Raw genomic sequence first — 22,423 nt, 5'->3', positions numbered from 1 at the left:
GTCTCGGGTAACGAAAGGACGCAGTAATGTCACCGCATCGTTACATCGGCGGTGAGCGCCGTGGCCAGGCTCGGCGCCAGTGCCAGACGCGGCAGCAGTAGCGCCTGATAGGCGTGGTACAGATCGGGCTTGCCGGTCCAGATGCTGGCGGCCGGTTGGTTGTGACGGTCGAGCTCATGGTGCCAGCTGCCGCCTTGCAGATCGATGAAATGCCCGGCGATGAACTCCCAGAAGCGCCGATACCATTGCTCGTAGAGCCCTTCTCCGGTTCGCTGCAACAGCGCGGCGGCTGCAGCGACTGCCTCGGCATGCACCCAGTGCAGGCGCGCATGAACCACCGGCTGCTGGTTCCAGTCCAGGCTGTAGACCAGCCCCGGTGCACCGTCGACCTGCCACGCGTGGCGGCAGGCACTGGCGAACAGGCCACAGGCGTCGGCCAGCAGCCAGTCCGGTGCGGCGAGCCCGGCCTGGGCCAGCGCAGCTTGCAGATGCAGCAGCAGGCGCGCCCACTCGAAGGCATGGCCCGGCGTGCTGCCGTAAGGACGAAAAGGGTCGGCGCGGTTGTCGTCGTTGTACTCCGGCAGCGGCTGCCAGTGCGCATCGAAGTGCTCGATCACGACATGCCCGCGCTCAGCCGCATGCCGGTGGATCAGACGCTCGACGATGCGCAGCGCGCGCTGCAGCCAGCGTGCATCGCCGGTGACATCGGCCAAAGCGAGAAAGGCCTCGGTCGCGTGCATGTTGCTGTTGGCGCCGCGGTAGGCTTCCTCGCCACTCCAGTCACGCTTGAAGCTCTCGCGCAGCGCGCCCTCCTCCTCGCACCAGAAATGCCGATCGATGATGCCGGTGGCGGCATCCAGCAGCGCTTGCGCATCCGGCCGGCCGGCGGCCGTGGCGGAGCTGGCTGCCAGGGCGACAAAGGCATGCAGGTAGGCCGACTTGCCGCCCCTGTGCGTGGCGTCAGTGAACCAGCCGCCATGGACCTCGTCCCACAGCGCGCCACGCAGCGCGGCGATACCATGGTCGACCAGTGCCGCATGGCCGGGAATACCCTGGATATGCGCCAGGGCAAAACAATGAGTCATGCGCGTGGTGTGGATCAGCTCGGCCACCGCGCCCGCCGGCAGACGCCCCCGCGCATCGAGCGCAGCGAAGCCCTGCTCGACTTTCGCCCCCCGGGCGAACGGCAGCAGGCGCAAGCCTTCATCCGCGAGCCAGGCGAGATGGGCGGGCTTGTGCAGCCAGCTGTCGCGGAGCCAGGTAGCTGTAGTCATCGTGGTGCTCCATGCAAACTCGGCGGGGAAGCCCGATTCTAGTCAGCGGCACGCGAGGTTCCGGTCACGAAAGCGCGCACCTTTGTCACTGAACGGTGACATTCAGTCCGGCGTACGCGGCAGGCGCAGGGTGACGCGCAACCCGCCCTCACGCAGATTGCGCAGGCTCACTTCGCCGCCGTGGCTATGCGCGATGTTGCGTGCGATGCCAAGCCCCAGGCCGTAGCCCTGCTGCTGGCCCGCCAGACGAAAATGCGGCTCGAACACCTGTTCCAGGCGCTGTTCCGGCACGCCTGGCCCTTCATCGTCGACATGCAGCACAAAGGCCGCGCCGTCATCCTCGATGTGCAGGTGGGCGTTCTGCCCGTACTTCAGGGCGTTGTCGATCAGGTTGCCAATACAACGCCGCAGCGCCAGCGGCTTGCCTGGATAAGGCGCACGGGCCCGGCCATCGAGTGTCACGCTGCCGTTGCCGGCCGGTGCCAGGTAAGGTTCGATCAGGCAATGCAGCAGATGATCAAGATCCACCGGCTCGATGTTCTCGTGAATGTCGGTGTCCTTCACACATTGCAGCGCGCCCTTGACCAGCAGCTCGAGATCATCCAGATCGCGGCCGAACTTGCTCTGCAGGTTTTCATCGTCGAGCAGTTCGACGCGCAGGCGCAGACGGGTGATGGGCGTGCGCAGGTCATGGGAGATGGCGCTGAACAACTGAGCACGCTCGGTCAGGTAGCGGCTGATGCGCTCGCGCATGGCGTTGAAGGCGCGGGCCACTTCCACCACCTCGCGGCCGCCGCCCTCGGCCACCGGCTGCACATCGGCGCCCAGCGACATATGCCGGGCGGTACGCGCCAGGCGCTTGAGCGGACGACTCTGCAGGTGCACCAGCAGGCCGATGAACAGCAGCAGGAAGGCGCTGGTCAGGAGGATAAACCACAGCTGCTGGGCAGGCAGAATCGGCTCCTCGAGGCTGGTATAGGGCTCGGGCAGCAACGAGGCGATATACAGCCATTCCCCCGGCGCCAGCTGGATCTGCGTCACCAGTACCGGCGGGTTGACCGGCTCCAGAGTCAGGGCGTAGTGCGCCCAGGAGCGCGGCAACTCATCGAGCTTCAAACCGCCATTGAAGATACGGAGATCGTCGGGGCTGACGAACGTCACCGAGATGTCCGCGGCATTGCCCAGCGATTGGTGCAGTACTTCGGCCACTGCCTCGGTCACCGCCTGCTTGCGCGGCGTGGCCGGCAGCAGTTTCATCTGCAACGGGCGGTCGTTGAGGCTGACCACGAAACGCGTACCGCCCATGCTGCGCAACTGGTCGAGCACCAGCGGCCGGTAGGCCACCGGCAGCGAACGGAAGTAACGCACGCTGGCCGACATCGAATGGGCCAGGCTGCGTGCGGTGGTGACCAGCCCTTCCAGTTGGGTGGCGCGCAGCTGCGACAGCCAGATGACGCTGGACAGCGTCTGCGCGGCCAATATCGCCAGCAGGGTGAGCAACAGCATGCGCCCGAGCAGCGAGCGCGGCAGCGGCAACCAGCGCCGCGCCTCAGCGGCCATCGCCGGCCTGCACGCTGACGGTCGCCGCCAGCTGATAGCCGCTACCGCGTACGGTTCGGATCAGCCGTGGCGGCTTGTCGGTATCACGCAGGCGCTGGCGCAGCCGGCTGACGGCCATGTCGACGATACGCTCCAGCGGCATCACCTCTCGGCCCCGGGTGGCATTGCCGATGGTGTCGCGATCGAGGATCTGTTGCGGGTGATCGAGAAACAGCTTGAGCAGGGCGAAATCTGCGCCGGACAGGATCACCTCCTCGCCGTCGCGGTGGAACAGGCGGTGGCTGACCATGTCCAGGCGCCAGTCCTCGAACGCCAGCACCTCGCCACTGCGTTCCTGACTGAACTGGGCACGGCGCAGCAGCGCCTTGATCCGCGCCAGCAGTTCGCGCGGGCTGAACGGTTTGCCGAGGTAATCATCGGCGCCCAGTTCCAGGCCGATCACCCGGTCGGCCTCGTCGGAGCTGGCAGTCAGCATGATGATTGGCACCTGAGCGAAACGCTGGTGTTCACGCACCCAGCGGCACAGGCTGAAGCCGTCCTCGTCAGGCAGCATCACATCGAGAATCACCAGGTCGGCCGATTCCGCACACAGGCTCTGGCGAAAGGCGGCGCCGTCGGCGACGGCGCGCACCTGAAAGCCGACGCGACTCAGATAGGTATCGAGCAGTTCACGTATTTCCTGGTCGTCATCGACCAGCAGAATCGACTTGCCGGGCTGGCTCATGGTCCGCCGTCCTTGTTGTGTTGGTGCCGCGAAGCTGGCCTTGGTCGGTGCAGGTTCTAACCGGCCTCGGCCCTTTGCTGCAAGGCCACACCGGCGCCGGTCAGGCCGGGATATTCGGCCGTTACCAGCCACACCGGAATCCCGTCAAGGTAATGGCTCATGCAACCCTTGTCTCTGAAACTCTTGGCAAAACCGCTGGCGAGAAAGCGCTCGGCGAAACGCGGCACTACCCCGCCGACGATGTAAACCCCGCCACGCGCGCCCAGGGTCAGCACGTTGTTTCCGGCGACGCGCCCCAGCCAGCAGCTGAATTGCTCCAACACCTCGGCGGCGACGGGCTCGCCCGCGACCCCGGCGGCGCTGATCGCAGCCGGCGTGCCGTGCTGCCCGGGCTGCCCGTCCAGCTCGCAGATGGCCCGATACAGGGCCAGCAGGCCATTGCCACTGAGCACGTCTTCGGCCCGCACATGCCCCAGTTGTCGATGAAGAATCTGCCAGAGCTTCGCCTCGCGAGGACTGGCGATGGGCAGATCGACATGCCCACCCTCGCCCGGCAGCACCAGCCAGCGGCCGTCGGCCTGCTCCAGCAGCGTACCGACACCGAGGCCGGTGCCGGCACCGATCACCAATACCGGCCGTTCCGCCTGTGCCTGGCCTTCGCACACCGGCACTCGCTCGTGCTCGGCCAAGCGGGTCATGCCCAGCGCCATGGCGGAGAAATCGTTGATCATCAGCAGCTCGTCGACCTGCAGCGCTTCGCAGAAGGCGGCACGGTCGATACGCCAATGATTGTTGGTGAAGCGGAACAGGTCGCCGCTGACCGGCCCGGCGCAGGCCAGGCACACGGAACCTATGGCCCCCAGCGGCAAGCCCTGGGCTTGCAGATAGGCAGCGATGGCCTGCTCCGGCCCGGGAAAATCGGCGGTCGACAGAACCTGCACCGCCTCCAGCTGATCGTCACGCCACAGGGCGAAGCGTGCATTGGTACCGCCGATGTCGCCGACCAGAGCCAGTTTCACGTGAGCGCCTCCATGGTGGAGAGGCATCGCGCAATGGCTAACTCGCAAGCGTGAGGGGACATGCTATCGACTCCAACCTGATTTTTTATAGTTCGGACAACGCGCACCACAGTAATCCCGAAAATTACGCCGATCAACCTGGCCAAAGTCGTAATAACAACAATATTCGGCAGTGGGTGGCCGCTAGGCGAATCATGACGAAGATGGCGCATTCCACCTTCGACATGATCCCGGACAATAGTTGCAAGCACCTCACAGCCTAGACTCGGGCCTTCCCGAGTCCGCACGGAGAGTTGCAGCATGTCACCCGATATCGTCATCGTCGGCGCAGGTCCGGCCGGCCTTTGCCTGGCCCGCGCCCTGTCCGGACAGGGTCTGTCCATCGTCGTGCTGGAGCGCCAGGCCGAGTCGGCACTGGCCGAACCCGCCTTCGACGGCCGCGAAATCGCCCTCACCCATGGCTCGCAGGCGCTGCTGGAGCGCCTTGGCCTGTGGGCACGCCTGCCCACCGAGGAGGTCGCCGTGTTGCGCGATGCGCAGGTATTCAACGGCCCTTCGCTGTTCGCCCTGAAGATCCGCGCCGAACAGGCCGGCGCCGAGCGCCTCGGCCATCTGGTGGCCAACCAGGCCATTCGCCGCGCCGCCTATCAGGCGGTGAGCGAATGCAGCGATGTGCAATTGCTGTGCGAAACCAGCGTGCGTGCCATCGAGCAAAGCCAGGACCAGGTGAAGCTGGTACTGCAGGATGGCCAGGTGTTGCGACCACGCCTGCTGGTCGCCGCCGACAGCCGCTTCTCCGAAACCCGCCGACAGCTCGGCATCGGCGCGCACCTCAAGGACTTCGGCAAGACCATGCTGGTGTGCCGCATGCAGCACGAACAGGATCACCAGCAAATAGCCTGGGAATGGTTCGGTTATGGTCAGACGCTGGCCCTGCTGCCGCTCAATGGCCAGCAGTCGTCGATGGTGCTGACCCTGCCACCGCGCGAAATCGAACGCCTGCAGAAACTGGACGAAGCGATCTTCACCCGCGAGATGGAAAAGCGCTTCGAGCGCCGCCTGGGCGCCATGCAGCTGGTCAGCAGTCGCCACGCCTATCCGCTGGTGGGCGCCTACGCACGGCGCATGGTTGGCAACCGCTGCGCCCTGCTCGGCGATGCCGCAGTGGGCATGCATCCGGTCACCGCGCACGGCTTCAACTTCGGCCTGATCGGCGTGCAACTGCTCAGTGACGCGCTACTCGCGGCGCATGGCAAAGGCCAGGACATCGGTGCGACTGCGCCACTGGCGCGCTACGAGCGTCAGCTGCGCCTGGCGACCTGGCCGCTGTATCAGGCCACCAACCTGCTGGTGGAGCTGTACACCAATGACCGATTGCCCGCCCGCCTGCTACGCGGCGCAGGCTTGCGCGTGGCACAGGGCCTGCTGCCGCTGAAGAAGGGTATCGCCCGACACCTGACGGCTCGCGCCTGACGCCCCGGGAGTGTGCGCCGAACGCGGTTCGCACTCCCCTTCGCAGCATCTGATACGCATCAGACAGCAGTTTCTGAGTCTGTTTTGTTTCCACCTACCTCCCTACAGTCTCGTCACTCGCGCGGCTAAGCCCGCATTACTGTATGGAAGGTTACCGCGATGCAATCTGCTGCTTCCCACCCGGCCTACAATTACCAGGTCGTTCGCCAGTTCACTCTGATGACCATCGTCTGGGGCGTAGTGGGCATGTGCACTGGCGTACTGATCGCCGCCCAACTGGTCTGGCCGCAGCTCAACTTCGACACCCCCTGGCTCAGCTTCGGCCGCCTGCGCCCACTGCATACCAGCCTGGTGATCTTCGGCTTCGCCGGCAGCGCGCAGTTCGCCGCCAGCTACTATGCCGTGCAGCGCACCTGCCAGACGCGCCTGTTCTCAGGCACCCTGGCTGCCTTCACCTTCTGGGGTTGGCAGGCGACCATCCTGATCATGCTGGTGACCCTGCCCATGGGTCTGACCACCACCAAGGAATACGCCGAGATCGAATTCACCGGCGCGGTGTGGATGGCCATCGTCTGGGTCGCCTACGGCATCGTCTTCTTCACCACGCTGACGCAGCGCAAGACGCGCCATATCTATGTCGGCAACTGGTTCTTCGGCGCCTTCATCCTGGTCATCGCCATCCTCCACGTGGTCAACCATCTGTCGATCCCGGTGAGCTGGTTCAAGTCCTACTCGATCTATTCCGGTGCCACCGACGCCATGGTGCAGTGGTGGTACGGGCACAACGCCGTGGGCTTCTTCCTGACCACCGGCTTTCTGGGGATGATGTATTACTTCGTGCCCAAGCAGGTGAACCGGCCGGTGTATTCCTACCGCCTGTCCATCGTGCATTTCTGGGCGCTGATCACCCTGTACATCTGGGCCGGCCCGCACCACCTGCACTACACCGCCCTGCCTGACTGGGCGCAGAGCCTGGGCATGGTGATGTCGATCATCCTTCTGGCGCCCAGCTGGGGCGGCATGGTCAACGGCATGATGACGCTGTCCGGCGCCTGGCATAAGCTGCGGACCGACCCGATCCTGCGCTTTCTGGTCGTTTCGCTGGCGTTCTACGGCATGAGCACCTTCGAAGGTCCGATGATGGCGATCAAGACGGTCAACGCCCTGTCCCACTACACCGACTGGACCATCGGCCACGTGCATGCCGGGGCGCTGGGCTGGGTGGCGATGATCACTTTCGGCTCGCTCTATCACCTCATCCCGAAAGTCTTCGACCGCGACGGCATGTACAGCACCGGCATGATCAACGCGCACTTCTGGCTGGCCACCATCGGCACCGTGCTGTACATCGCCTCGATGTGGGTCAACGGCATCACCCAGGGCCTGATGTGGCGCGCAGTCAACGAAGACGGCACCCTCACCTACTCCTTCGTCGAGGCGCTGGAAGCCAGCCACCCTGGCTTCGTGGTGCGCCTGGTCGGCGGCTTGTGCTTCCTCTCGGGGATGCTGCTGATGGCCCTCAACACCTGGCTGACCCTGCGCCACGCGGGCGCGCAACGCACCGAGGCGACCGCCCATGCCGGCTGAAGCCTGGTGGATGATCGCTCTGGCGGTATTCTTCCTCGGCGTACAGCTGAGCCTGGGGCGCGGCAGCCAGCGCGATCTCGACGAGGCGAGCATGCTGCCATTCGCCGACGACCCCGCCGTGGCGCGCCGCGTCGAACGCGACACCAGGCGCAGCACCACCGGCTGCGCCTGCCCCGGCAGCTGCGACGGAAGCTGCCGGCATCAGGGGCAGCAGACGTTCTGAAGGCTCACACCCACTGATCGTTACGCTTGCGTCGTACCCGCAGCATGGTCGGCAGGATCAGGCCGAGCAGCAACCCGGCACCGGCGATGCTGCCACCGTAAGCCATGTAACGCATCAGCGCCTGCTGCTGCTCGTTGCCCAGTTGCGCCTGGGCATCACGCAGCTGCGAGCGGGTGCTGGTCAGCTCGGCATCCAGCGCACTGCGCGCGGCCTGCAGTTCGTCGATGAGTTTCTTGCGTGAGTCGAGGGTCTCCTGCATGCCCTGCACGCGAGCCTTCCAGGCATCATCGATGCCTTTTAGCTCGGCACTCAGGTCAGCGACCTTCTGCTCCAGTTGCGGCAGGCGCTCAGCCTGGCCGGGTACCGACTGCAGGTCTCGGCTGGGAATCCATACCGAATTACCGCTTTCACTGCGCACCTGGCTGTAGTCGCCCTGAGTGCGCAACAACTCTACCTTCTCCCCGGAGGTCAGCGTGCCGACGATGCGATAGCCGTCGGTAGGGCCACTGCGCACGTAAGTATTGAGGCTGTCGCTGACCCAGCGCTGGTTGCTGGCGGCCTCTTCGGCCAACGTCGGTTGTGCGCCGCCGAGCAGGCCACCGAGCAGCAGGCAGGCACCGAGAATGCGGGGTTGGAGAGGGGCATGACGAGATAAAAACATGGGGCGATCTTCACGTGGCAGACAGACGAACCCGGCGAACGGGATGAACGTGTCGGCCTCGCGCTCAAAAGCATGCTGAGCATGATCCAGGCAGAATACGCGACGAAGACGTCACGCTAACGGCAAACAGCCATCCATTCCTGCCGGTACGGGCCGACAGCAGACAGACAGGCCCCATGGCCCTGAGTTCACTCGAAGCGGGCGATGGGGGATGGACGGAGCGCCGGCTCAGGCGTAGTGGCGCTGCACGAAGACGCAGAACTGCGCCACGGGCCTCGGCGGATAAAACAGATAGCCCTGGTAGCGAAGGCAACCGTGATCCGCCAGAACGCGTCGCTGCGCCACGCTTTCGGCGATGACCGTCATGCGCCATGTTCTGACCAAGAATGAAAGTGCTGCTAGTGCGGCCAGTGCGCCTCATCGGCCAACCGCTCGGCAATGAAATCCAGCAACAGGCGCATGGCGTGCAGCATCTGCCTGCGCGTGCCATACAGCGCATGGATACCCAGTACCGGCGGCTGGTAGTCCGCCAGCAGGCGCACCAGGCGCCCTTCGTGCAGCAGCTCCTCCACCGAGTAGAGCGGCTGCAGACTGATGCCCGCACCTGCCAGGGTGGCCTCCAGCAGCACCATCGACTCATTGGCGCTGAGGCTGCCGGACACCGACACCGCGCTGACCTCGCCCCGATGCTCGAACTCCCACAAGCTGCGGCCAAAATAGGCATAGGCCAGGCAGTTGTGCCGGGCCAGGTCCTCCGGGCGCTGCGGCGTGCCGTGCCGCGCCAGATAATCCGGGCTGGCGCAGACTACCGAACGGCATACCGCCAGGCGTCGGGCAATTAGGTTGGGATCGAGCTGATTGGTGATACGCAACGCCAGGTCGATACGTGACTCCACCAGGTTGACTGCCTCGCTGCCGACCATCAGATCGACGCTGACCTGGGGGAAGCGCTGGGTGAAATCGTGTAATGCGTGCACCAACCAGGCCTGCGCGAACGACTGGCTGCAGGTGATACGCAAGGTGCCGCGCGGCGCCTCGTCCACGCTTTGGCCGAGGGCCTGCATGCGCTCGGCCAGCGCCAGCATCTCGCGGCACTGCGGCAGCATCTGCTCACCGGCAGCTGTCAGGCTCAGGCGCCGCGTGCTGCGATGCAGCAGGCGCACTCCAGCCCAGCCTTCGAGTTCGGCGAGATAACGCGAGACCATCGCCCGCGACATGTCCAGGGCCTCGGCTGCGGCAGTCTGACTACCGCGCTCCAGCACCTCGACGAAAACCCGCGCAGCTGTCAGTCGATCCATGGTGATTCGCTCGATTAACGCAATTAACATGGCCAGCTTACGGGGCTTTTCGCTCGCCAGGTAGCACATACTATGCGCGATTCTCACCTGCCTGGAGATCGTCATGTCTTTCGCCACCCGCTTCATCGCCGGCCTTGGCCTGCTCGCCGCAGCAGGCGGCGCCCTCGCCCAGCCGTTGACCCTGGAGATCTACAACCCACGTGAAGCCGCCGTGTTCCCGGTCAGCTCGACGTTGATCAGCGGCGAGAAGGACGCGATCCTGGTGGATGCGCAGTTCTCCAACCGCGAGGCACAGGAACTGGTCGAGCGCATCCAAGCCAGCGGCAAGCGTCTGACGACCATATTCATCAGCCATGGCGATCCGGACTATTACTTCGGTCTCGATGTACTGACCCGCGCCTACCCAGAGGCCAAGGTACTGGCCACCCCGGCCACCGTCGCCCATATCGAGCAAACCCGAGCCCCCAAACTGGCCTACTGGGGACCGATCCTGAAAGACAGCGCGCCGGCCCGTACCCTGGTGCCCGAAGCGCTGCAAGGTAACCTGCTGGAGCTCGAAGGCCAGCGCATCGAAGTGGTCGGCCACGACGCACACACCACCAGCCTGTGGATCCCGAGCATCAAGGCGGTGGTCGGCGGCATACTGACCAGCGCCAACATCCACGTCTGGGTGGCCGATTCGCAGAGCGCCGAAGCGCGCAAGAGCTGGCTGAAGTCGCTGGACGAGCTCGAAGCCCTGCAACCGACCACTCTGGTACCGGGTCACTACCTGGGCGAGCCGGCGATGAACCTGGCCGACCTGCGCTTCACCCGCGATTACCTTCTGGCGCTGGAAGAGGAACTGCCCAAAGCCAAGGACAGCCAGGCACTGATTGCCGCCATGAAGGCGCGTTATCCTGACCTGCAGGATGAAAGCAGCCTGGAACTGAGCGCCAAAGTACTCAAAGGTGAAATGCAATGGCCATGAAACGCCAGATTCTGATTTGTGGCGCCTCGCGCGGCCTGGGCCTTGGCCTGGTGCGCGCCTTTCTCGACAGCGGTTGGCAGGTTCACGCGGTGGTGCGCGAGGTGCGACCTGCCAGCCCGCTGGACGGGTTGCGCAGCCAATATCCGAATGATCTGCAGGTGATTGCCTGCGACCTCAATGGCCTTGAAGCCTCCCACACCATCGAGGCCGCCCTGCACGGTCAGCGCCTGGACTGCGCCTTGTTCAACGCCGGGGTCTACGGTCCCAGCCATCAGGACCCGCGCCAGGCCGAGCTCGATGACATCGGCAAATTGTTCCTGGCCAATGCCGTGGCGCCTATCCGCCTGGCCCAGCAGTTGGCCGACCAGGTGGTCGACGGCGGCGTGATCGCCTTCATGAGCTCGCAGATGGCCAGCCTGCAACTGGCACGCGCTGCCGACATGCCGCTGTACGGTGCCAGCAAGGCGGCACTGAACAGTCTGCTACGCAGCTGGCAGATGCAGCTGCCGCAACAGCCCTGGAGCCTGCTGGCCCTGCATCCCGGCTGGGTACGCACCGACATGGGCGGTGAAGCCGCGCCCTTGAGCGTGGAGCAGAGCGCCAGCGGCCTGCGTGACGTGCTGCTCGCTCAGCTAGGCCAGCGTACCTGCGCCTTCCTCGACTATCAGGGCCAACCTCTGCCCTGGTGAGCAACGCTCATCCTGACGCCCGGCCGGTTGACCACCTGCCGGGCGTTTTCATTTCCGCCTCCGATAAACCTTTACACCCTGCACAAGCAGGTCCGTGACGCAGCGGCCTTGCACGAACGTACGCAAAAGGGCTTGCAAAGCCACTCAAACAGCTATACAAAAACTGTACATAAATTAAATTCTGTACAGCTTAGGTAAATCGCCATGCCGTCTTACCGTGCCCCGCTGCGTGATATGCGCTTCGTCTTCGAAGAACTGCTCGACGCCTACACCTTGCTGCAAGCCCTGCCTGAACACCGCGAGTTCAGCGCCGACCTCGGAGGTGCGATCCTCGAGGAGGCGGCCAAGCTGGCCGAGAACGTGCTGGCCCCGCTCAACGGTCCGGGTGACAAACAAGGCTGTCAGTACGATCCGCAGACACACAGCGTGCGTACGCCGGACGGTTTCAAGACCGCGTATCGGCAATTCGCCGAAGGTGGCTGGACGGCCCTGGCCTGCCCCCCGGAGTTCGGTGGTCAGGGCCTGCCGCACGTCCTCAACATGCTGGTCGAGGAGATGACCTGCTCGGCCAACCTGTCGCTGGGTATGTACCCGGGGCTGACCCACGGCGCCATCAACGCCCTGACCAGCCATGGCACGCCCGAGCAGCAGCAGAGGTACCTGCCGCGCCTGATCAGCGGCGAGTGGACCGGCACCATGTGCCTGACCGAACCGCAGTGCGGCACCGACCTCGGCCTGATCCGTACCCGCGCCGTGCCGCAGGCCGACGGCAGCTACGCCATCAGCGGCACCAAGATCTGGATCACCGGCGGCGAGCACGATCTGGTCGACAACATCGTGCATCTGGTGCTGGCCAAGCTGCCGGATGCGCCGGACAGCGTCAAAGGCATCTCCCTGTTCCTGGTGCCCAAGTTCCTCGAGGATGGCAGCCGCAACCCGGTGTTCTGTGGCGGCCTGGAACACAAGATGGGCATCAAGGGCTCGGCCACCTGCGTGATGAACTTCGAGGGCGCCAGGGGCTGGCTGATCGGCGAACCGAACAAGGGCCTGAGCTGCATGTTCACCATGATGAACTCGGCGCGCCTGATGGTTGGCATGCAGGGGCTGGGTGTGGCCGAAAGCGCCTACCAGATCGCCCTGGGCTTCGCCCGCGAGCGCCTGCAGAGCCGTTCGATCTCAGGGCCCAAAGCCGCCGACAAGCCGGCAGACCCGATCATGGTGCACCCGGACGTACGGCGCATGCTGCTGCGGCAGAAGGTGATGATCGAGGGCTGCCGCGCCCTCGCCTACTTCGCCGGCCTGCAACAGGACATCGCTCACGGCGCCGAGGATGCCGAAACCCGCAGTCGCGCCGACGATCTGGTGCAGCTGCTCACACCGGTGGTCAAGGCCTTCCTCACCGACGAAGGTTTCATCTGCGCCAACGAAGGCCTGCAGGTGCTTGGCGGCTCGGGCTTCACCGAAGACTGGGGCATCGAGCAACTGGTGCGCGACAGCCGCATCACGCGCATCTATGAGGGCACCAACGGTATCCAGGCGCTGGATCTGGTAGGCCGCAAGCTGTCTCTTGGCGGCGGTAGTGCAGTGCGCGCGTTCTTCGCTCTGGTCGAAGGCTGGCTCAAGCACAACGCCGAGGCTCCGCACGCAGCGGCTGTGACCCAGGCACTGAAGCAACTGCAGCAAGCGACCCTGTGGCTGGCCAGCGAAGGTAGCAAGGACCCGGAACAGGCCGCCGCGGCCGCAACGCCCTACCTGCGCCTGTTCGGCCTGACCAGCCTGGCCTGGCTGTGGTCCCAGCAAGCCCAGCTGGCCCAGCGTCAACTGGATGCCGGCAGTTCGGAGATCCACTTCTACGCGGCCAAGATCAAGTCCGCCGACTTCTTCATGGCCCGCGTCCTGCCGGAGACCGACGCGCTGCTCAGCGAGATCAAGGCAGGCAAGGCAACGCTGATGGCCTTCACCGATGAAGAGTTCGCCGCCTGATCACAGGCGGCAGCTGACAAGCTGCGCAATCCGGCAACACCACTTCTCCCCTTTTTGGTTGCCGGATTTTTTTCTTCAGTACCCGCGGCCAGCCCCTGGTCGCGACATTGCGGAGGGATGGTCATGACTGCCCTGATATCGCGCCTGTGTTCGACCCTGCTATTGACGCTGCTGCTCGCCAGCACCTTGGTGCAGGCCAATAACCAGGCCGGCTGGCGGGAACAGCTGCCGCAGGCCAACCTGGTCGGCAGTGGCGACTTCAGCTGGTTCGGCTTCTCGGTGTACAACGCCAAACTGTGGAGCCCGTCGCGGCAGGTGGACTTCACCCAGCCCTTCGCTCTGGAGTTGACCTACCGCCGCAGCATCAGCCGGGAAACCCTGGTCGACACCAGCCTCGACGAAATCCGCCGGATCAACGGCCAGCCGCTGGACCGCGAGCAGCAGGACGACTGGACGCAGCAGATGCGCCAGGCCTTCGTCGACGTCAGCGACGGTACACGCATCACCGGCGTGTTCCTGCCCGAACAGGGCTGCCGCTTCTACGTCGACGGCAAGCTGCAGCACGTCATCGACGACCCCGAGTTCGCCCGCGCCTTCTTTTCCATCTGGCTCGACCCGCAAACCCGCAGCCCCAAGCTGCGCACTGCGCTGCTCGGCCTTAACCCATGAGGTACGCCATGAAAGTCCTGTTGATCCTGCTGACCAGTCTGGTGCTGATCAGCTGCGGCCAGGTACCGGTCGAACGCTACGCCAACGAGAAACCCGTACTGGACCTGCCCACCTTCTTCTCCGGCCCGGTGCAGGCCTGGGGCATGTTTCAGGATCGCTCGGGCGAGGTGATCAAGCGTTTCCATGTCGATATCCAGAGCCGCCGCGACGGCGACAAGCTGATCCTCGATGAGCGCTTCCTGTACAGCGATGGCACCCGCCAGCGTCGGGTCTGGACGCTCACCCCGGACGGCGCCGGACGCTGGATCGGCACTGCCGACGATGTGGTCGGCCAGGCCACCGGTGAAGTGGCCGGCAACGCCCTGCGCTGGCGTTACCACCTCAACCTGCCGGTAGACGACACCACCTACGTCGTCTACTTCGATGACTGGATGTACCTGATGGACGACGACACGATGATCAACCGCTCGGTCATGAGCAAATTCGGCATCGAGCTCGGCCAGGTCACCTTGTTCTTCCGCCGCGGCGCAGCTCAACCATGAGCCAAGCGCTGACGCTGACCAGCTTCGGCAGCGGCTACAAGGCACTGGTGATCGGCGCCAGCGGAGCCATCGGCCAGGCCTTCTGCCTGTTGCTGCGCGCCGATGCGAACTGTGCCGGCGTGCGCGAACTGAGCCGCAGCAGCACGCCCGCACTGGATCTGGAAGCCCCTGCCAGCATCGCCGAAGCCGCCGCCGCGCTGGCTGGGGACGGCCCCTATCAGCTGATCGTTCATGCAGCCGGGCTACTGCACCGCTCCGGGATCGCGCCGGAAAAGAGCCTGGCCGCCATCGAGGCCGATGCCCTGCAGGCGGTGTTCCAGGTCAACGCGCTGGGCCCGGCGCTGGTGCTGCGACACTTCCTGCCCCTGCTCGACAAACAGGGCGCCATGGCAATGCTCTCGGCCAAGGTCGGCAGCATCGGCGACAACCGCCTTGGTGGCTGGTACGCCTACCGCGCCTCCAAGGCGGCGCTGAACATGCTGATCAGGACCGCCGCCATCGAACTGGCGCGCAGCAAACCCAAAGCGCGCCTGCTCAGCCTGCATCCGGGCACGGTAATCTCGCCGCTATCGCAGCCCTTTCGCGGCGCCGCTGCTGCGCGCCCGGCCGAACAGGCGGCTGCCGAGATGCTGCGAGTGATCGATAGTCTCGGGCCCGAGCAGAGCGGCAGCTTCTACGCCTACGACGGCCAATCGCTGCCCTGGTGAGTCAAGTTGGAAGCTCTACGAAGGGCGGTGATGGAGGCAGTCGCGTACACCCCTCAGACGATGGTGCGTATCAGGGTTTCGGCTGACCAGCGCCCTTGAGAAAGAACTGCTCCAGCACGCTCAGCGAGCGGGCGCTGGCGGCACGGCCACGGCGCTCGGCGTCGACCACACCATAGATCAGCGAGACGAACAGCTCGGTCAGCAGTTCGGCAGTGATATCGATGCGGAAATACCCCTCCTGCTGGCCACGCAGGAAGAAGCTGTCCACTGCATCGATATAGGCGACCCAGCGCGCACCGTCCTTGTCCGGATCGAGGCTGTCCGGGCGGTACTGGAAAATCATGAAAACCAGCAACTCACGATGCCTGAGATGATTCTCGATCAGGCTGCGCAGCGCCTGCCCGACCTCGGCGCCTCCGAGATCGGCCTCTTCGATCACCTGGCTGAGCACCACCTGGCTGTGATTCATCAGGCGTTCGATCAGGGCATCGCGTGTGCCACAGAAACGGTGCAGGGTGGCCTTGCTCACACCCGCAGCTTCCGCCAGCTCCTTGAGCGTGGCCCGCGGACGATCGACGAGGGCCACGGCCAACGCCTTGAGCAGTTTTTCGTCATTGGACATCGAGGCCCTCCGGTATAGCGGCGCGCGCATTGTGCAGAAAAAGTCCCCAGACTCAACAGGGGCTTGCAGATTTGATTACACAAGACCCAAATGAGTAAATATTGACTCATGATGAGCAAAGGATGATCATGCGCGCCTTCGTACAAATGGATCTCACTTCCAGGTGACAGGCATGAGCAGGACTCGCGGGCGTTACGTTTTTTTTTCAATGGTCACCCTCCTGGCGGCAATCGGCCTGGCTGGCTGTGGCCAGCAGGAGCAGGAAAGCGGTGAGGCGCCGCCCCGCGAAGTCGACGTCCTGACCGTCAGGACCGAACCTTTTACCGTCGTCGCTGAACTGCCGGGGCGCATCGAGCCAGTGCGTGTCGCCGAGGTGCGCGCGCGGGTGGCCGGCATCGTGCTCAAGCGCACGTTCGAGGAAGGCGCCGACGTCAAGGCCGGCGACCTGCTGTTCCAGATCGACCCGGCGCCCTTCAAGGCTGCCCTGTCGCGCGCGCAGGGCGAGCTGGCCCGCGCCGAGGCGCAGCTGTTCCAGGCGCAGGCCACGGTCAGACGCTACGAGCCGCTGGTGAAGATCGACGCCGTCAGCCAGCAGGATTTCGACGCAGCCAAGGCCGCGCTGCAAAGCGCCCAGGCCGACAAGCGCTCGGCACAGGCCAACGTGGAAACCGCGCGCCTGGACCTGGGCTATGCCCAGGTTCGTGCGCCGATCGCCGGCCGCATCGGCCGCGCACAGGTCACCGAAGGGGCGTTGGTCGGTCAGGGGGAAGCCACCCTGCTCGCCCGCATCCAGCAACTCGACCCGGTCTATGCCGACTTCACCCAACCGGCAGCCGATGCCCTGCGCCTGCGCGAAGCCATCGCCGAGGGCAAGGTATCCGGCGCGGCCGACCAGCCGCTGACGCTGCGCGTCGACGGTACCGACATCGAAAGCAAGGGCACCCTGTTGTTCACCGACATTTCGGTGGACCGCAGCACCGGGCAGATCGCCCTGCGCGGCCGCTTCGACAACCCACAGGGCGTACTGCTGCCGGGCATGTACGTACGCGTGCTGACGCCGCAAGGGCTGGACCAGAACGCCATTCTGGTGCCGCAGCGCGCGGTGCAGCGTGCCGCCGACGGCCAGGCCAGCGTGATGTTGCTGGGCGAAAACGACACCGTCGAGGTTCGCCAGGTCACCACCGGTGCCATGCACGGCTCACGCTGGCAGATCCTCGAGGGCCTCGAGGCCGGTGACAGGGTGATCGTCAGCTCCCTGGCGGCGATCCGTCCGGGCGCCCAGGTCGCCCCCCGCGAAGAAGAAGCTGCCAGCGCATCTCAATCCCAGGCGCAGTAAGCCGGAGAACACCTCATGTCCCTGTTTTTCATACGGCGCCCCAACTTCGCCTGGGTCGTCGCCCTGTTCATCTCGCTGGCCGGCCTGCTGGCCATCCCTTTCCTGCCGGTGGCGCAGTACCCCAACGTGGCGCCCCCGCAGATCACCGTGAGCGCCACCTATCCCGGCGCCTCGGCCCAGGTGCTGACCGATTCGGTAACCAGCGTCATCGAGGAAGAACTCAACGGCGCGAAGAACCTGCTGTACTTCGAGTCCACCAGCAACGCCAACGGCATCGCCGAGATCACCGTCACCTTCCAGCCGGGCACCGACCCGGAACTGGCCCAGGTGGACGTGCAGAACCGCCTGAAGAAGGCCGAGGCGCGCATGCCGCAAGCGGTGCTCACTCTGGGCATCCAGACCGAACAGGCCACCGCGGGCTTCCTGCTGATCTATGCGCTGAGCTACAAGGACGGCGGCAAGGACGACAACACCACGGCGCTGGCCGACTACGCCGCGCGCAATATCAACAATGAAATCCGCCGGGTGCCCGGCGTCGGCAAGCTGCAGTTCTTCGCCTCCGAAGCCGCCATGCGCGTGTGGATCGACCCGCAGAAGCTGGTCGGCTTCGGGCTGTCCATCGATGACGTGAACAACGCCATCCGCGCGCAGAATATCCAGGTGCCGGCCGGCGCCTTCGGCAGCACGCCGGGATCCAGCGAACAGGAGCTGACCGCGACGCTGGCGGTCAAGGGCACCCTCGACAACCCCGAGGAGTTCGCCGCCATCGTGCTGCGCGCCAATCAGGACGGTTCGCGCCTGACCCTGGGCGACGTGGCGCGCATCGAGGTCGGCAGCCAGGATTACAACTTCGGTTCGCGCCAGGACGGCAAGCCGGCCGTGGCCGCTGCCGTACAGCTGTCGCCCGGTGCCAACGCGATCCAGACCGCCGAGGCGGTCAAGCAGCGTCTGACCGAGCTGTCGGTGAACTTCCCGGACAACGTCGAGTTCTCGGTGCCGTACGACACCTCGCGCTTCGTCGACGTGGCCATCGACAAGGTCATCATGACCCTGGTCGAGGCCATGGTGCTGGTGTTCCTGGTGATGTTCCTGTTCCTGCAGAACGTGCGTTACACCCTGATCCCGTCCATCGTCGTGCCGGTGTGCCTGCTGGGTACGCTGACCTTCATGTACCTGCTGGGCTTCTCGGTGAACATGATGACCATGTTCGGCATGGTGCTGGCCATCGGCATTCTGGTGGACGACGCCATCGTGGTGGTGGAGAACGTCGAACGGATCATGGCCGAGGAAGGCCTGGCGCCAGTGCCGGCGACCATCAAGGCAATGGGCCAGGTGTCCGGGGCGATCATCGGCATCACCCTGGTGCTGTCGGCTGTGTTCCTGCCGCTGGCGTTCATGTCCGGCTCGGTCGGCGTCATCTACCAGCAGTTCTCGCTGTCGCTGGCGGTGTCGATCCTGTTCTCCGGCTTCCTGGCCCTGACCTTCACCCCGGCACTGTGCGCCACCCTGCTCAAGCCGATTCCCGAGGGCCATCACGAGAAAACCGGCTTCTTCGGTTGGTTCAACCGCAAGTTCACTGCCCTGACCGGGCGCTACACCCAGCTCAACGGCAAGCTGGTACCACGTGCCGGACGCGTCATGCTCATCTACCTCGGCGTTGTGGTGCTGATGGGCTTCTTCTACCTGCGCCTGCCGGAATCCTTCGTGCCGGTGGAAGACCAGGGCTACATGATCGTCGACATACAGCTGCCGCCGGGCGCCACCCGCGAGCGCACCTCGGCAGCCGGCGAGGAACTGGAGGAATTCCTCATGGCGCGCGACGCCATCGAAACCTCCTTCCTGGTGCTCGGTTTCAGCTTCTCCGGCATGGGTGAGAATGCCGCTATCGCTTTCCCGTTGCTCAAGGACTGGTCCCTGCGTGACGCCACGCAATCGCCGCAAGCCGAATCGGCCGCGGTGAACGAGCGCTTCGCCAACCTCGACGACGGCGCCATGATGGCCGTGCCGCCACCGCCGATCGAAGGCCTGGGCAACTCCGGCGGTTTCGCCCTGCGCTTGCAGGATCGCGCCGGCCTCGGCCGCGATGCCCTGCTCGCCGCTCGCGACGAGGTGCTGGGCAAGGTCAACGGCAATCCGAAGTTCCTCTACGCCATGATGGAAGGCCTAGCCGAGGCGCCACAATTGCGCCTGGTGATCGACCGCGAGCAGGCGCGCACCCTCGGCGTCAGCTTCGAGTCCGTCAGCACCGCGCTGTCCACCGCCTTCGGCTCATCGGTGATCAACGACTTCGCCAATGCCGGGCGCCAGCAGCGCGTGGTGGTGCAGGCCGAGCAGGCCGAGCGGATGACGCCGGAAAGCGTGCTGCGCCTGCACGTGCCCAATGACAGCGGCAGCCTGGTGCCACTGAGCGCCTTCGTCACCACGCACTGGGAACAAGGGCCGGTACAGATCGCACGCTACAACGGCTATCCGACGATCCGTATTGCCGGCGACGCCGCGCCGGGCGTGAGCACCGGCGAGGCCATGGCTGAACTGGAGCGCATCGCCGCCGACCTGCCGGCAGGCATCGGCTACGAATGGACCGGTCTGTCCTATCAGGAGCGGGTCGCCAGCGGCCAGGCCGTGATGCTCTTCGCCCTGGCCATCACCGTCGTGTTCCTGCTGCTGGTGGCCCTGTACGAGAGCTGGGCGATACCGCTGGCGGTGATGCTGATCGTGCCGGTCGGCGCCCTCGGCGCGGTGCTGGCGGTAACCGCCATCGGCCTGCCCAACGACGTGTACTTCAAGGTCGGCCTGATTACCGTGATCGGCCTGGCGGCGAAGAACGCCATCCTCATCGTCGAGTTCGCCAAGGATCTGTGGGAAGACGGCTACTCGCTGCGCGATGCCGCCATCGAAGCAGCACGCCTGCGTTTCCGCCCGATCATCATGACCTCCATGGCCTTCATGCTCGGCGTGGTACCGCTGGCCATCGCCACCGGCGCCGGCGCCGCCAGCCAGCGCGCACTGGGTACCGGCGTACTGGGCGGCATGCTCAGCGCGACCCTGCTCGGGGTGATCTTCGTGCCGATTTTCTTCGTCTGGGTGCTGTCGCTGCTGCGTGCCAAACCTCAGCAAACCGACAACCATCCCCTGCACAAAGCGGAGTAATGCGATGACCTCTCACCTCATGCTGCGCCCCGCTCTGCTGACCCTGGTCGTCGCCCTCGGCGGCTGCTCTCTGGCACCTCACTACGAGCGGCCGGAGGCGCCGGTCGCAGCCAACTGGCAGGTGGCCGGCGCCAATGGTACCCGCGCACAAGCGCTGGACTGGCAGACCTTCATCGTCGATGCCGACCTGCGCCGCGCAGTGGATACCGCACTGAACAACAACCGCAGCCTGCGACAGGCGCTGCTGGATATCGAGGCGGCCCGCGCGCAGTACCGCATCCAGCGCGCCGACCGTCTGCCGACGATCAACGCCAATGTCAGCGGCAACCGCCAGCGCCTGCCGGCCGACCAGTCACAGACCGGGCGCTCGGAAGTCACCAGCGTCTATCAGGTCGGCCTGGGCCTGGCGGAGTACGAGATCGACCTGTTTGGCCGCGTGCGCAACCTGTCCGAGGCGGCGCTGGAGACCTACCTGGCCACCGAGCAAGCCACCCGCGCCACGCAGATCAGCCTGATCGCCGAAGTGACCCAGGCCTATCTGACCCGCGACGGCGCGCTGCGGCGCAAGGCCCTGGTGGAACAGACCCTGGACAGCCGCCTGGCCTCGCTGGAGTTGGTCAGCAAGCGGCGTGAAGTCGGCGCCGCCACCGCACTGGACTACCAGGAAGCGGTCGGCCTCGCCGAGCAGGCCAAGGCCGAACGCGAGAGCACCGAACGCCAGCTGCGCCAGGCGGACAACGCCCTGGTGCTGCTGCTCGGCACAGCCGACGCCGGACGCCTGCTGCCGGCCGCGCCGCGTGACGCGCTGATGCTGCTGCAGGACATCGCCCCCGGCACCAGCTCCGAACTCATCGAACGGCGCCCGGACATCCTCGCCAGCGAGCACCGGCTCAAGGCGCGCCATGCCGATATCGGTGCGGCGCGTGCGGCGTTCTTCCCGCGCATCAGCCTGACCGGTTCGCTGGGCAGTTCCAGCACCGAGCTGTCCGGCCTGTTCGAGGGTGGCTCGCGGGCCTGGAGCTTTGCCCCGACGCTATCGCTGCCGATCTTCGCCGGCGGGCGCAACCGCGCCAATCTGGATCTGGCTGAAGTGCGCCAGGACGCGGCAGTGGCCAACTACGAAGGCACCATTCAGACCGCCTTCCGCGAAGTGGCCGACGCCCTCGCCGCCAGCGACACGCTGCGCCGTGAAGAAGCCGCGCGGCGTGCCCTGGCTGAGTCCAGCCGAGCGGCCGAAACCCTGGCCGAAGCCCGCTACAGGGGCGGAGTGGATGATCATCTGCGCTACCTGGATGCCCAGCGCAGCAGCTTCAACGACCAGGCCACGCTGATCCAGATAAGCACCGACCGCCAACTGGCGCTGGTCGACCTGTTCAGAGCATTGGGCGGCGGTTGGCAGCGCTAACCTGCTCGCCTGCCACGAAAGACAACGCCACGCATAAGCGTGGCGTTGTCTTTCTGAGAAACGTATCGCGGCGTTCAGCCAGAACCCAGAAGGTCGTTGGCATCGAGCAGGCGCCAGGCGATTTCCGGCCTTTTCTCCATGGCCCGGCGGATCGCCGCCGGAATGCTCTGGCGCGTCTTGCGGCACAACCCCGGATGCGCGTCGAAGCGCATGTGGATGCCACGCATGCTGCGAACTTCGCCATACGCCGGTTCGATGTGCAGGCGTATGCCCAACTGCTCGTACATGCGCCGCTGCATGCGCTCGAGTTCATCCAGGCTCTGCAGGTTCTCCAGACGTTCGAGCAGGCGCTGCTCCTCCTGGCGGGTCAGCAGCAGGACGCGCGTGTCGGCGCCCGGCCTGTCCAGCAACTCGTCGCGCTGACAGTCGCAGGCACCCGGTGGGCAGGGGTTACGCAGGGGCAATGGTGAATTCATGGACCCGATCATAGCCATAGCCAGGCGTGCTGCCCATCCACGCCTATCGTCTGGCTTG

21 protein-coding genes are annotated in these 22,423 nt (G+C 65.2%); 12 read left to right on the top strand and 9 right to left on the bottom strand.

The genetic code is table 11. From position 1 onward, the window contains the following. Nucleotides 1-29: 29 nt before the first annotated feature. The 4 genes from GYB81_RS08630 to GYB81_RS08615 form a co-directional block, all read right to left on the bottom strand. On the bottom strand, nucleotides 30-1,274 hold the full coding sequence (locus tag GYB81_RS08630) for a D-mannose isomerase (protein WP_161866645.1): 1,245 nt from the start codon (nucleotides 1,272-1,274) through the stop codon (nucleotides 30-32). A gap of 102 nt (nucleotides 1,275-1,376) precedes the next feature. Beyond that, nucleotides 1,377-2,834 (bottom strand): ATP-binding protein, encoded by a 1,458-nt coding sequence (locus GYB81_RS08625; protein ID WP_161866646.1) that lies wholly within the window; start codon nucleotides 2,832-2,834, stop codon nucleotides 1,377-1,379. Beyond that, nucleotides 2,824-3,558 carry a response regulator gene (locus GYB81_RS08620; protein ID WP_161866647.1) on the bottom strand — a complete coding sequence of 245 codons (735 nt, stop codon included), beginning with the start codon at nucleotides 3,556-3,558 and terminating at the stop codon, nucleotides 2,824-2,826. Before GYB81_RS08620 ends, GYB81_RS08625 begins: the two co-directional genes overlap by 11 nt. 56 nt (nucleotides 3,559-3,614) lie before the next feature. Beyond that, a complete protein-coding gene (locus GYB81_RS08615) occupies nucleotides 3,615-4,577 on the bottom strand; it encodes a glucokinase (protein ID WP_161866648.1) in 963 nt (320 codons plus the stop codon). A 300-nt stretch (nucleotides 4,578-4,877) separates the two neighbouring features. Between GYB81_RS08615 and ubiM the strand changes: the two genes are divergently transcribed. The 3 genes from ubiM (at nucleotide 4,878) to GYB81_RS08600 (ending at nucleotide 7,860) form a co-directional block, all read left to right on the top strand. Next, on the top strand, nucleotides 4,878-6,050 hold the full coding sequence (gene ubiM / locus GYB81_RS08610) for a 5-demethoxyubiquinol-8 5-hydroxylase UbiM (protein ID WP_161866649.1): 1,173 nt from the start codon (nucleotides 4,878-4,880) through the stop codon (nucleotides 6,048-6,050). Nucleotides 6,051-6,209: 159 nt separating this feature from the next. After that, complete coding sequence (gene ccoN, locus GYB81_RS08605) at nucleotides 6,210-7,637, top strand: cytochrome-c oxidase, cbb3-type subunit I (RefSeq protein WP_161866650.1); 1,428 nt, start codon at nucleotides 6,210-6,212, stop codon at nucleotides 7,635-7,637. Beyond that, on the top strand, nucleotides 7,627-7,860 hold the full coding sequence (locus GYB81_RS08600; protein WP_161866651.1) for a cbb3-type cytochrome oxidase subunit 3: 234 nt from the start codon (nucleotides 7,627-7,629) through the stop codon (nucleotides 7,858-7,860). The genes ccoN and GYB81_RS08600 overlap by 11 nt, the downstream gene beginning before the upstream one ends. Nucleotides 7,861-7,864: 4 nt before the next feature. Here the strand turns inward: GYB81_RS08600 and GYB81_RS08595 are convergent, their stop codons facing one another. The 3 genes from GYB81_RS08595 to GYB81_RS08590 form a co-directional block, all read right to left on the bottom strand. Next, the gene (locus tag GYB81_RS08595) at nucleotides 7,865-8,521 is read right to left on the bottom strand and encodes a TIGR04211 family SH3 domain-containing protein (RefSeq protein WP_161866652.1); all 657 of its coding nucleotides are present in this window, start codon (nucleotides 8,519-8,521) and stop codon (nucleotides 7,865-7,867) included. A gap of 228 nt (nucleotides 8,522-8,749) precedes the next feature. Continuing rightward, complete coding sequence (locus tag GYB81_RS24455; protein ID WP_178101860.1) at nucleotides 8,750-8,887, bottom strand: hypothetical protein; 138 nt, start codon at nucleotides 8,885-8,887, stop codon at nucleotides 8,750-8,752. Nucleotides 8,888-8,919: 32 nt separating this feature from the next. Then, complete coding sequence (locus GYB81_RS08590) at nucleotides 8,920-9,819, bottom strand: LysR family transcriptional regulator (protein ID WP_161866653.1); 900 nt, start codon at nucleotides 9,817-9,819, stop codon at nucleotides 8,920-8,922. A 103-nt stretch (nucleotides 9,820-9,922) separates the two neighbouring features. Between GYB81_RS08590 and GYB81_RS08585 the strand changes: the two genes are divergently transcribed. From GYB81_RS08585 to GYB81_RS08560, 6 genes are all read left to right on the top strand, one after another. Further along, on the top strand, nucleotides 9,923-10,786 hold the full coding sequence (locus GYB81_RS08585) for an MBL fold metallo-hydrolase (protein WP_161866654.1): 864 nt from the start codon (nucleotides 9,923-9,925) through the stop codon (nucleotides 10,784-10,786). Beyond that, nucleotides 10,777-11,475 (top strand): SDR family oxidoreductase, encoded by a 699-nt coding sequence (locus tag GYB81_RS08580; protein ID WP_161866655.1) that lies wholly within the window; start codon nucleotides 10,777-10,779, stop codon nucleotides 11,473-11,475. Before GYB81_RS08585 ends, GYB81_RS08580 begins: the two co-directional genes overlap by 10 nt. Before the next feature lie 204 nt (nucleotides 11,476-11,679). Beyond that, nucleotides 11,680-13,458 carry an acyl-CoA dehydrogenase C-terminal domain-containing protein gene (locus GYB81_RS08575; protein ID WP_161866656.1) on the top strand — a complete coding sequence of 593 codons (1,779 nt, stop codon included), beginning with the start codon at nucleotides 11,680-11,682 and terminating at the stop codon, nucleotides 13,456-13,458. Between the two features lie 123 nt (nucleotides 13,459-13,581). Further along, nucleotides 13,582-14,127, top strand: a complete 546-nt coding sequence (locus GYB81_RS08570) for a chalcone isomerase family protein (RefSeq protein WP_161866657.1) — start codon at nucleotides 13,582-13,584, stop codon at nucleotides 14,125-14,127. 8 nt (nucleotides 14,128-14,135) lie between these two features. After that, nucleotides 14,136-14,669, top strand: a complete 534-nt coding sequence (locus tag GYB81_RS08565) for a DUF3833 domain-containing protein (protein ID WP_161866658.1) — start codon at nucleotides 14,136-14,138, stop codon at nucleotides 14,667-14,669. Further along, nucleotides 14,666-15,376, top strand: a complete 711-nt coding sequence (locus GYB81_RS08560; RefSeq protein WP_161866659.1) for an SDR family oxidoreductase — start codon at nucleotides 14,666-14,668, stop codon at nucleotides 15,374-15,376. The genes GYB81_RS08565 and GYB81_RS08560 overlap by 4 nt, the downstream gene beginning before the upstream one ends. A 70-nt stretch (nucleotides 15,377-15,446) precedes the next feature. Here the strand turns inward: GYB81_RS08560 and GYB81_RS08555 are convergent, their stop codons facing one another. Then, nucleotides 15,447-15,998, bottom strand: coding sequence for a TetR/AcrR family transcriptional regulator (locus GYB81_RS08555; RefSeq protein ID WP_161866660.1), 552 nt, complete (start codon nucleotides 15,996-15,998; stop codon nucleotides 15,447-15,449). Nucleotides 15,999-16,170: 172 nt separating this feature from the next. Between GYB81_RS08555 and GYB81_RS08550 the strand changes: the two genes are divergently transcribed. The 3 genes from GYB81_RS08550 to GYB81_RS08540 are packed head-to-tail and all read left to right on the top strand — an operon-like array spanning nucleotide 16,171 to nucleotide 21,889. Further along, nucleotides 16,171-17,334, top strand: a complete 1,164-nt coding sequence (locus tag GYB81_RS08550) for an efflux RND transporter periplasmic adaptor subunit (RefSeq protein ID WP_161866661.1) — start codon at nucleotides 16,171-16,173, stop codon at nucleotides 17,332-17,334. A 15-nt stretch (nucleotides 17,335-17,349) separates the two neighbouring features. After that, the gene (tmexD, locus tag GYB81_RS08545) at nucleotides 17,350-20,484 is read left to right on the top strand and encodes a multidrug efflux RND transporter permease subunit TMexD (protein WP_161866662.1); all 3,135 of its coding nucleotides are present in this window, start codon (nucleotides 17,350-17,352) and stop codon (nucleotides 20,482-20,484) included. Between the two features lie 4 nt (nucleotides 20,485-20,488). Beyond that, nucleotides 20,489-21,889, top strand: a complete 1,401-nt coding sequence (locus tag GYB81_RS08540) for an efflux transporter outer membrane subunit (RefSeq protein ID WP_218573843.1) — start codon at nucleotides 20,489-20,491, stop codon at nucleotides 21,887-21,889. A 74-nt stretch (nucleotides 21,890-21,963) separates the two neighbouring features. Here GYB81_RS08540 and GYB81_RS08535 read toward each other — a convergent pair whose 3' ends face one another. Further along, a complete protein-coding gene (locus GYB81_RS08535) occupies nucleotides 21,964-22,365 on the bottom strand; it encodes a hypothetical protein (RefSeq protein ID WP_161866663.1) in 402 nt (133 codons plus the stop codon). Between the last annotated feature and the right edge of the window lie 58 nt (nucleotides 22,366-22,423).

This window comes from Pseudomonas yangonensis (assembly GCF_009932725.1).
Taxonomy (GTDB): Bacteria; Pseudomonadota; Gammaproteobacteria; order Pseudomonadales; family Pseudomonadaceae; genus Aquipseudomonas; species Aquipseudomonas yangonensis.
Note: the sequence above shows the minus strand (reverse complement) of the source record. Positions and strands in the feature narration are given on the sequence as shown.

Coding starts and splice junctions, on each gene's coding strand:
- GYB81_RS08630 (WP_161866645.1), bottom strand. CDS start 1,274: ATGACTACAGCTACCTGGCTCCGCGACAGCTGGCTGCACAAGCCCGCC.
- GYB81_RS08625 (WP_161866646.1), bottom strand. CDS start 2,834: ATGGCCGCTGAGGCGCGGCGCTGGTTGCCGCTGCCGCGCTCGCTGCTC.
- GYB81_RS08620 (WP_161866647.1), bottom strand. CDS start 3,558: ATGAGCCAGCCCGGCAAGTCGATTCTGCTGGTCGATGACGACCAGGAA.
- ubiM (WP_161866649.1), top strand. CDS start 4,878: ATGTCACCCGATATCGTCATCGTCGGCGCAGGTCCGGCCGGCCTTTGC.
- ccoN (WP_161866650.1), top strand. CDS start 6,210: ATGCAATCTGCTGCTTCCCACCCGGCCTACAATTACCAGGTCGTTCGC.
- GYB81_RS08600 (WP_161866651.1), top strand. CDS start 7,627: ATGCCGGCTGAAGCCTGGTGGATGATCGCTCTGGCGGTATTCTTCCTC.
- GYB81_RS08595 (WP_161866652.1), bottom strand. CDS start 8,521: ATGTTTTTATCTCGTCATGCCCCTCTCCAACCCCGCATTCTCGGTGCC.
- GYB81_RS24455 (WP_178101860.1), bottom strand. CDS start 8,887: ATGACGGTCATCGCCGAAAGCGTGGCGCAGCGACGCGTTCTGGCGGAT.
- GYB81_RS08590 (WP_161866653.1), bottom strand. CDS start 9,819: ATGGATCGACTGACAGCTGCGCGGGTTTTCGTCGAGGTGCTGGAGCGC.
- GYB81_RS08585 (WP_161866654.1), top strand. CDS start 9,923: ATGTCTTTCGCCACCCGCTTCATCGCCGGCCTTGGCCTGCTCGCCGCA.
- GYB81_RS08580 (WP_161866655.1), top strand. CDS start 10,777: ATGGCCATGAAACGCCAGATTCTGATTTGTGGCGCCTCGCGCGGCCTG.
- GYB81_RS08575 (WP_161866656.1), top strand. CDS start 11,680: ATGCCGTCTTACCGTGCCCCGCTGCGTGATATGCGCTTCGTCTTCGAA.
- GYB81_RS08570 (WP_161866657.1), top strand. CDS start 13,582: ATGACTGCCCTGATATCGCGCCTGTGTTCGACCCTGCTATTGACGCTG.
- GYB81_RS08565 (WP_161866658.1), top strand. CDS start 14,136: ATGAAAGTCCTGTTGATCCTGCTGACCAGTCTGGTGCTGATCAGCTGC.
- GYB81_RS08560 (WP_161866659.1), top strand. CDS start 14,666: ATGAGCCAAGCGCTGACGCTGACCAGCTTCGGCAGCGGCTACAAGGCA.
- GYB81_RS08555 (WP_161866660.1), bottom strand. CDS start 15,998: ATGTCCAATGACGAAAAACTGCTCAAGGCGTTGGCCGTGGCCCTCGTC.
- GYB81_RS08550 (WP_161866661.1), top strand. CDS start 16,171: ATGAGCAGGACTCGCGGGCGTTACGTTTTTTTTTCAATGGTCACCCTC.
- tmexD (WP_161866662.1), top strand. CDS start 17,350: ATGTCCCTGTTTTTCATACGGCGCCCCAACTTCGCCTGGGTCGTCGCC.
- GYB81_RS08540 (WP_218573843.1), top strand. CDS start 20,489: ATGACCTCTCACCTCATGCTGCGCCCCGCTCTGCTGACCCTGGTCGTC.
- GYB81_RS08535 (WP_161866663.1), bottom strand. CDS start 22,365: ATGAATTCACCATTGCCCCTGCGTAACCCCTGCCCACCGGGTGCCTGC.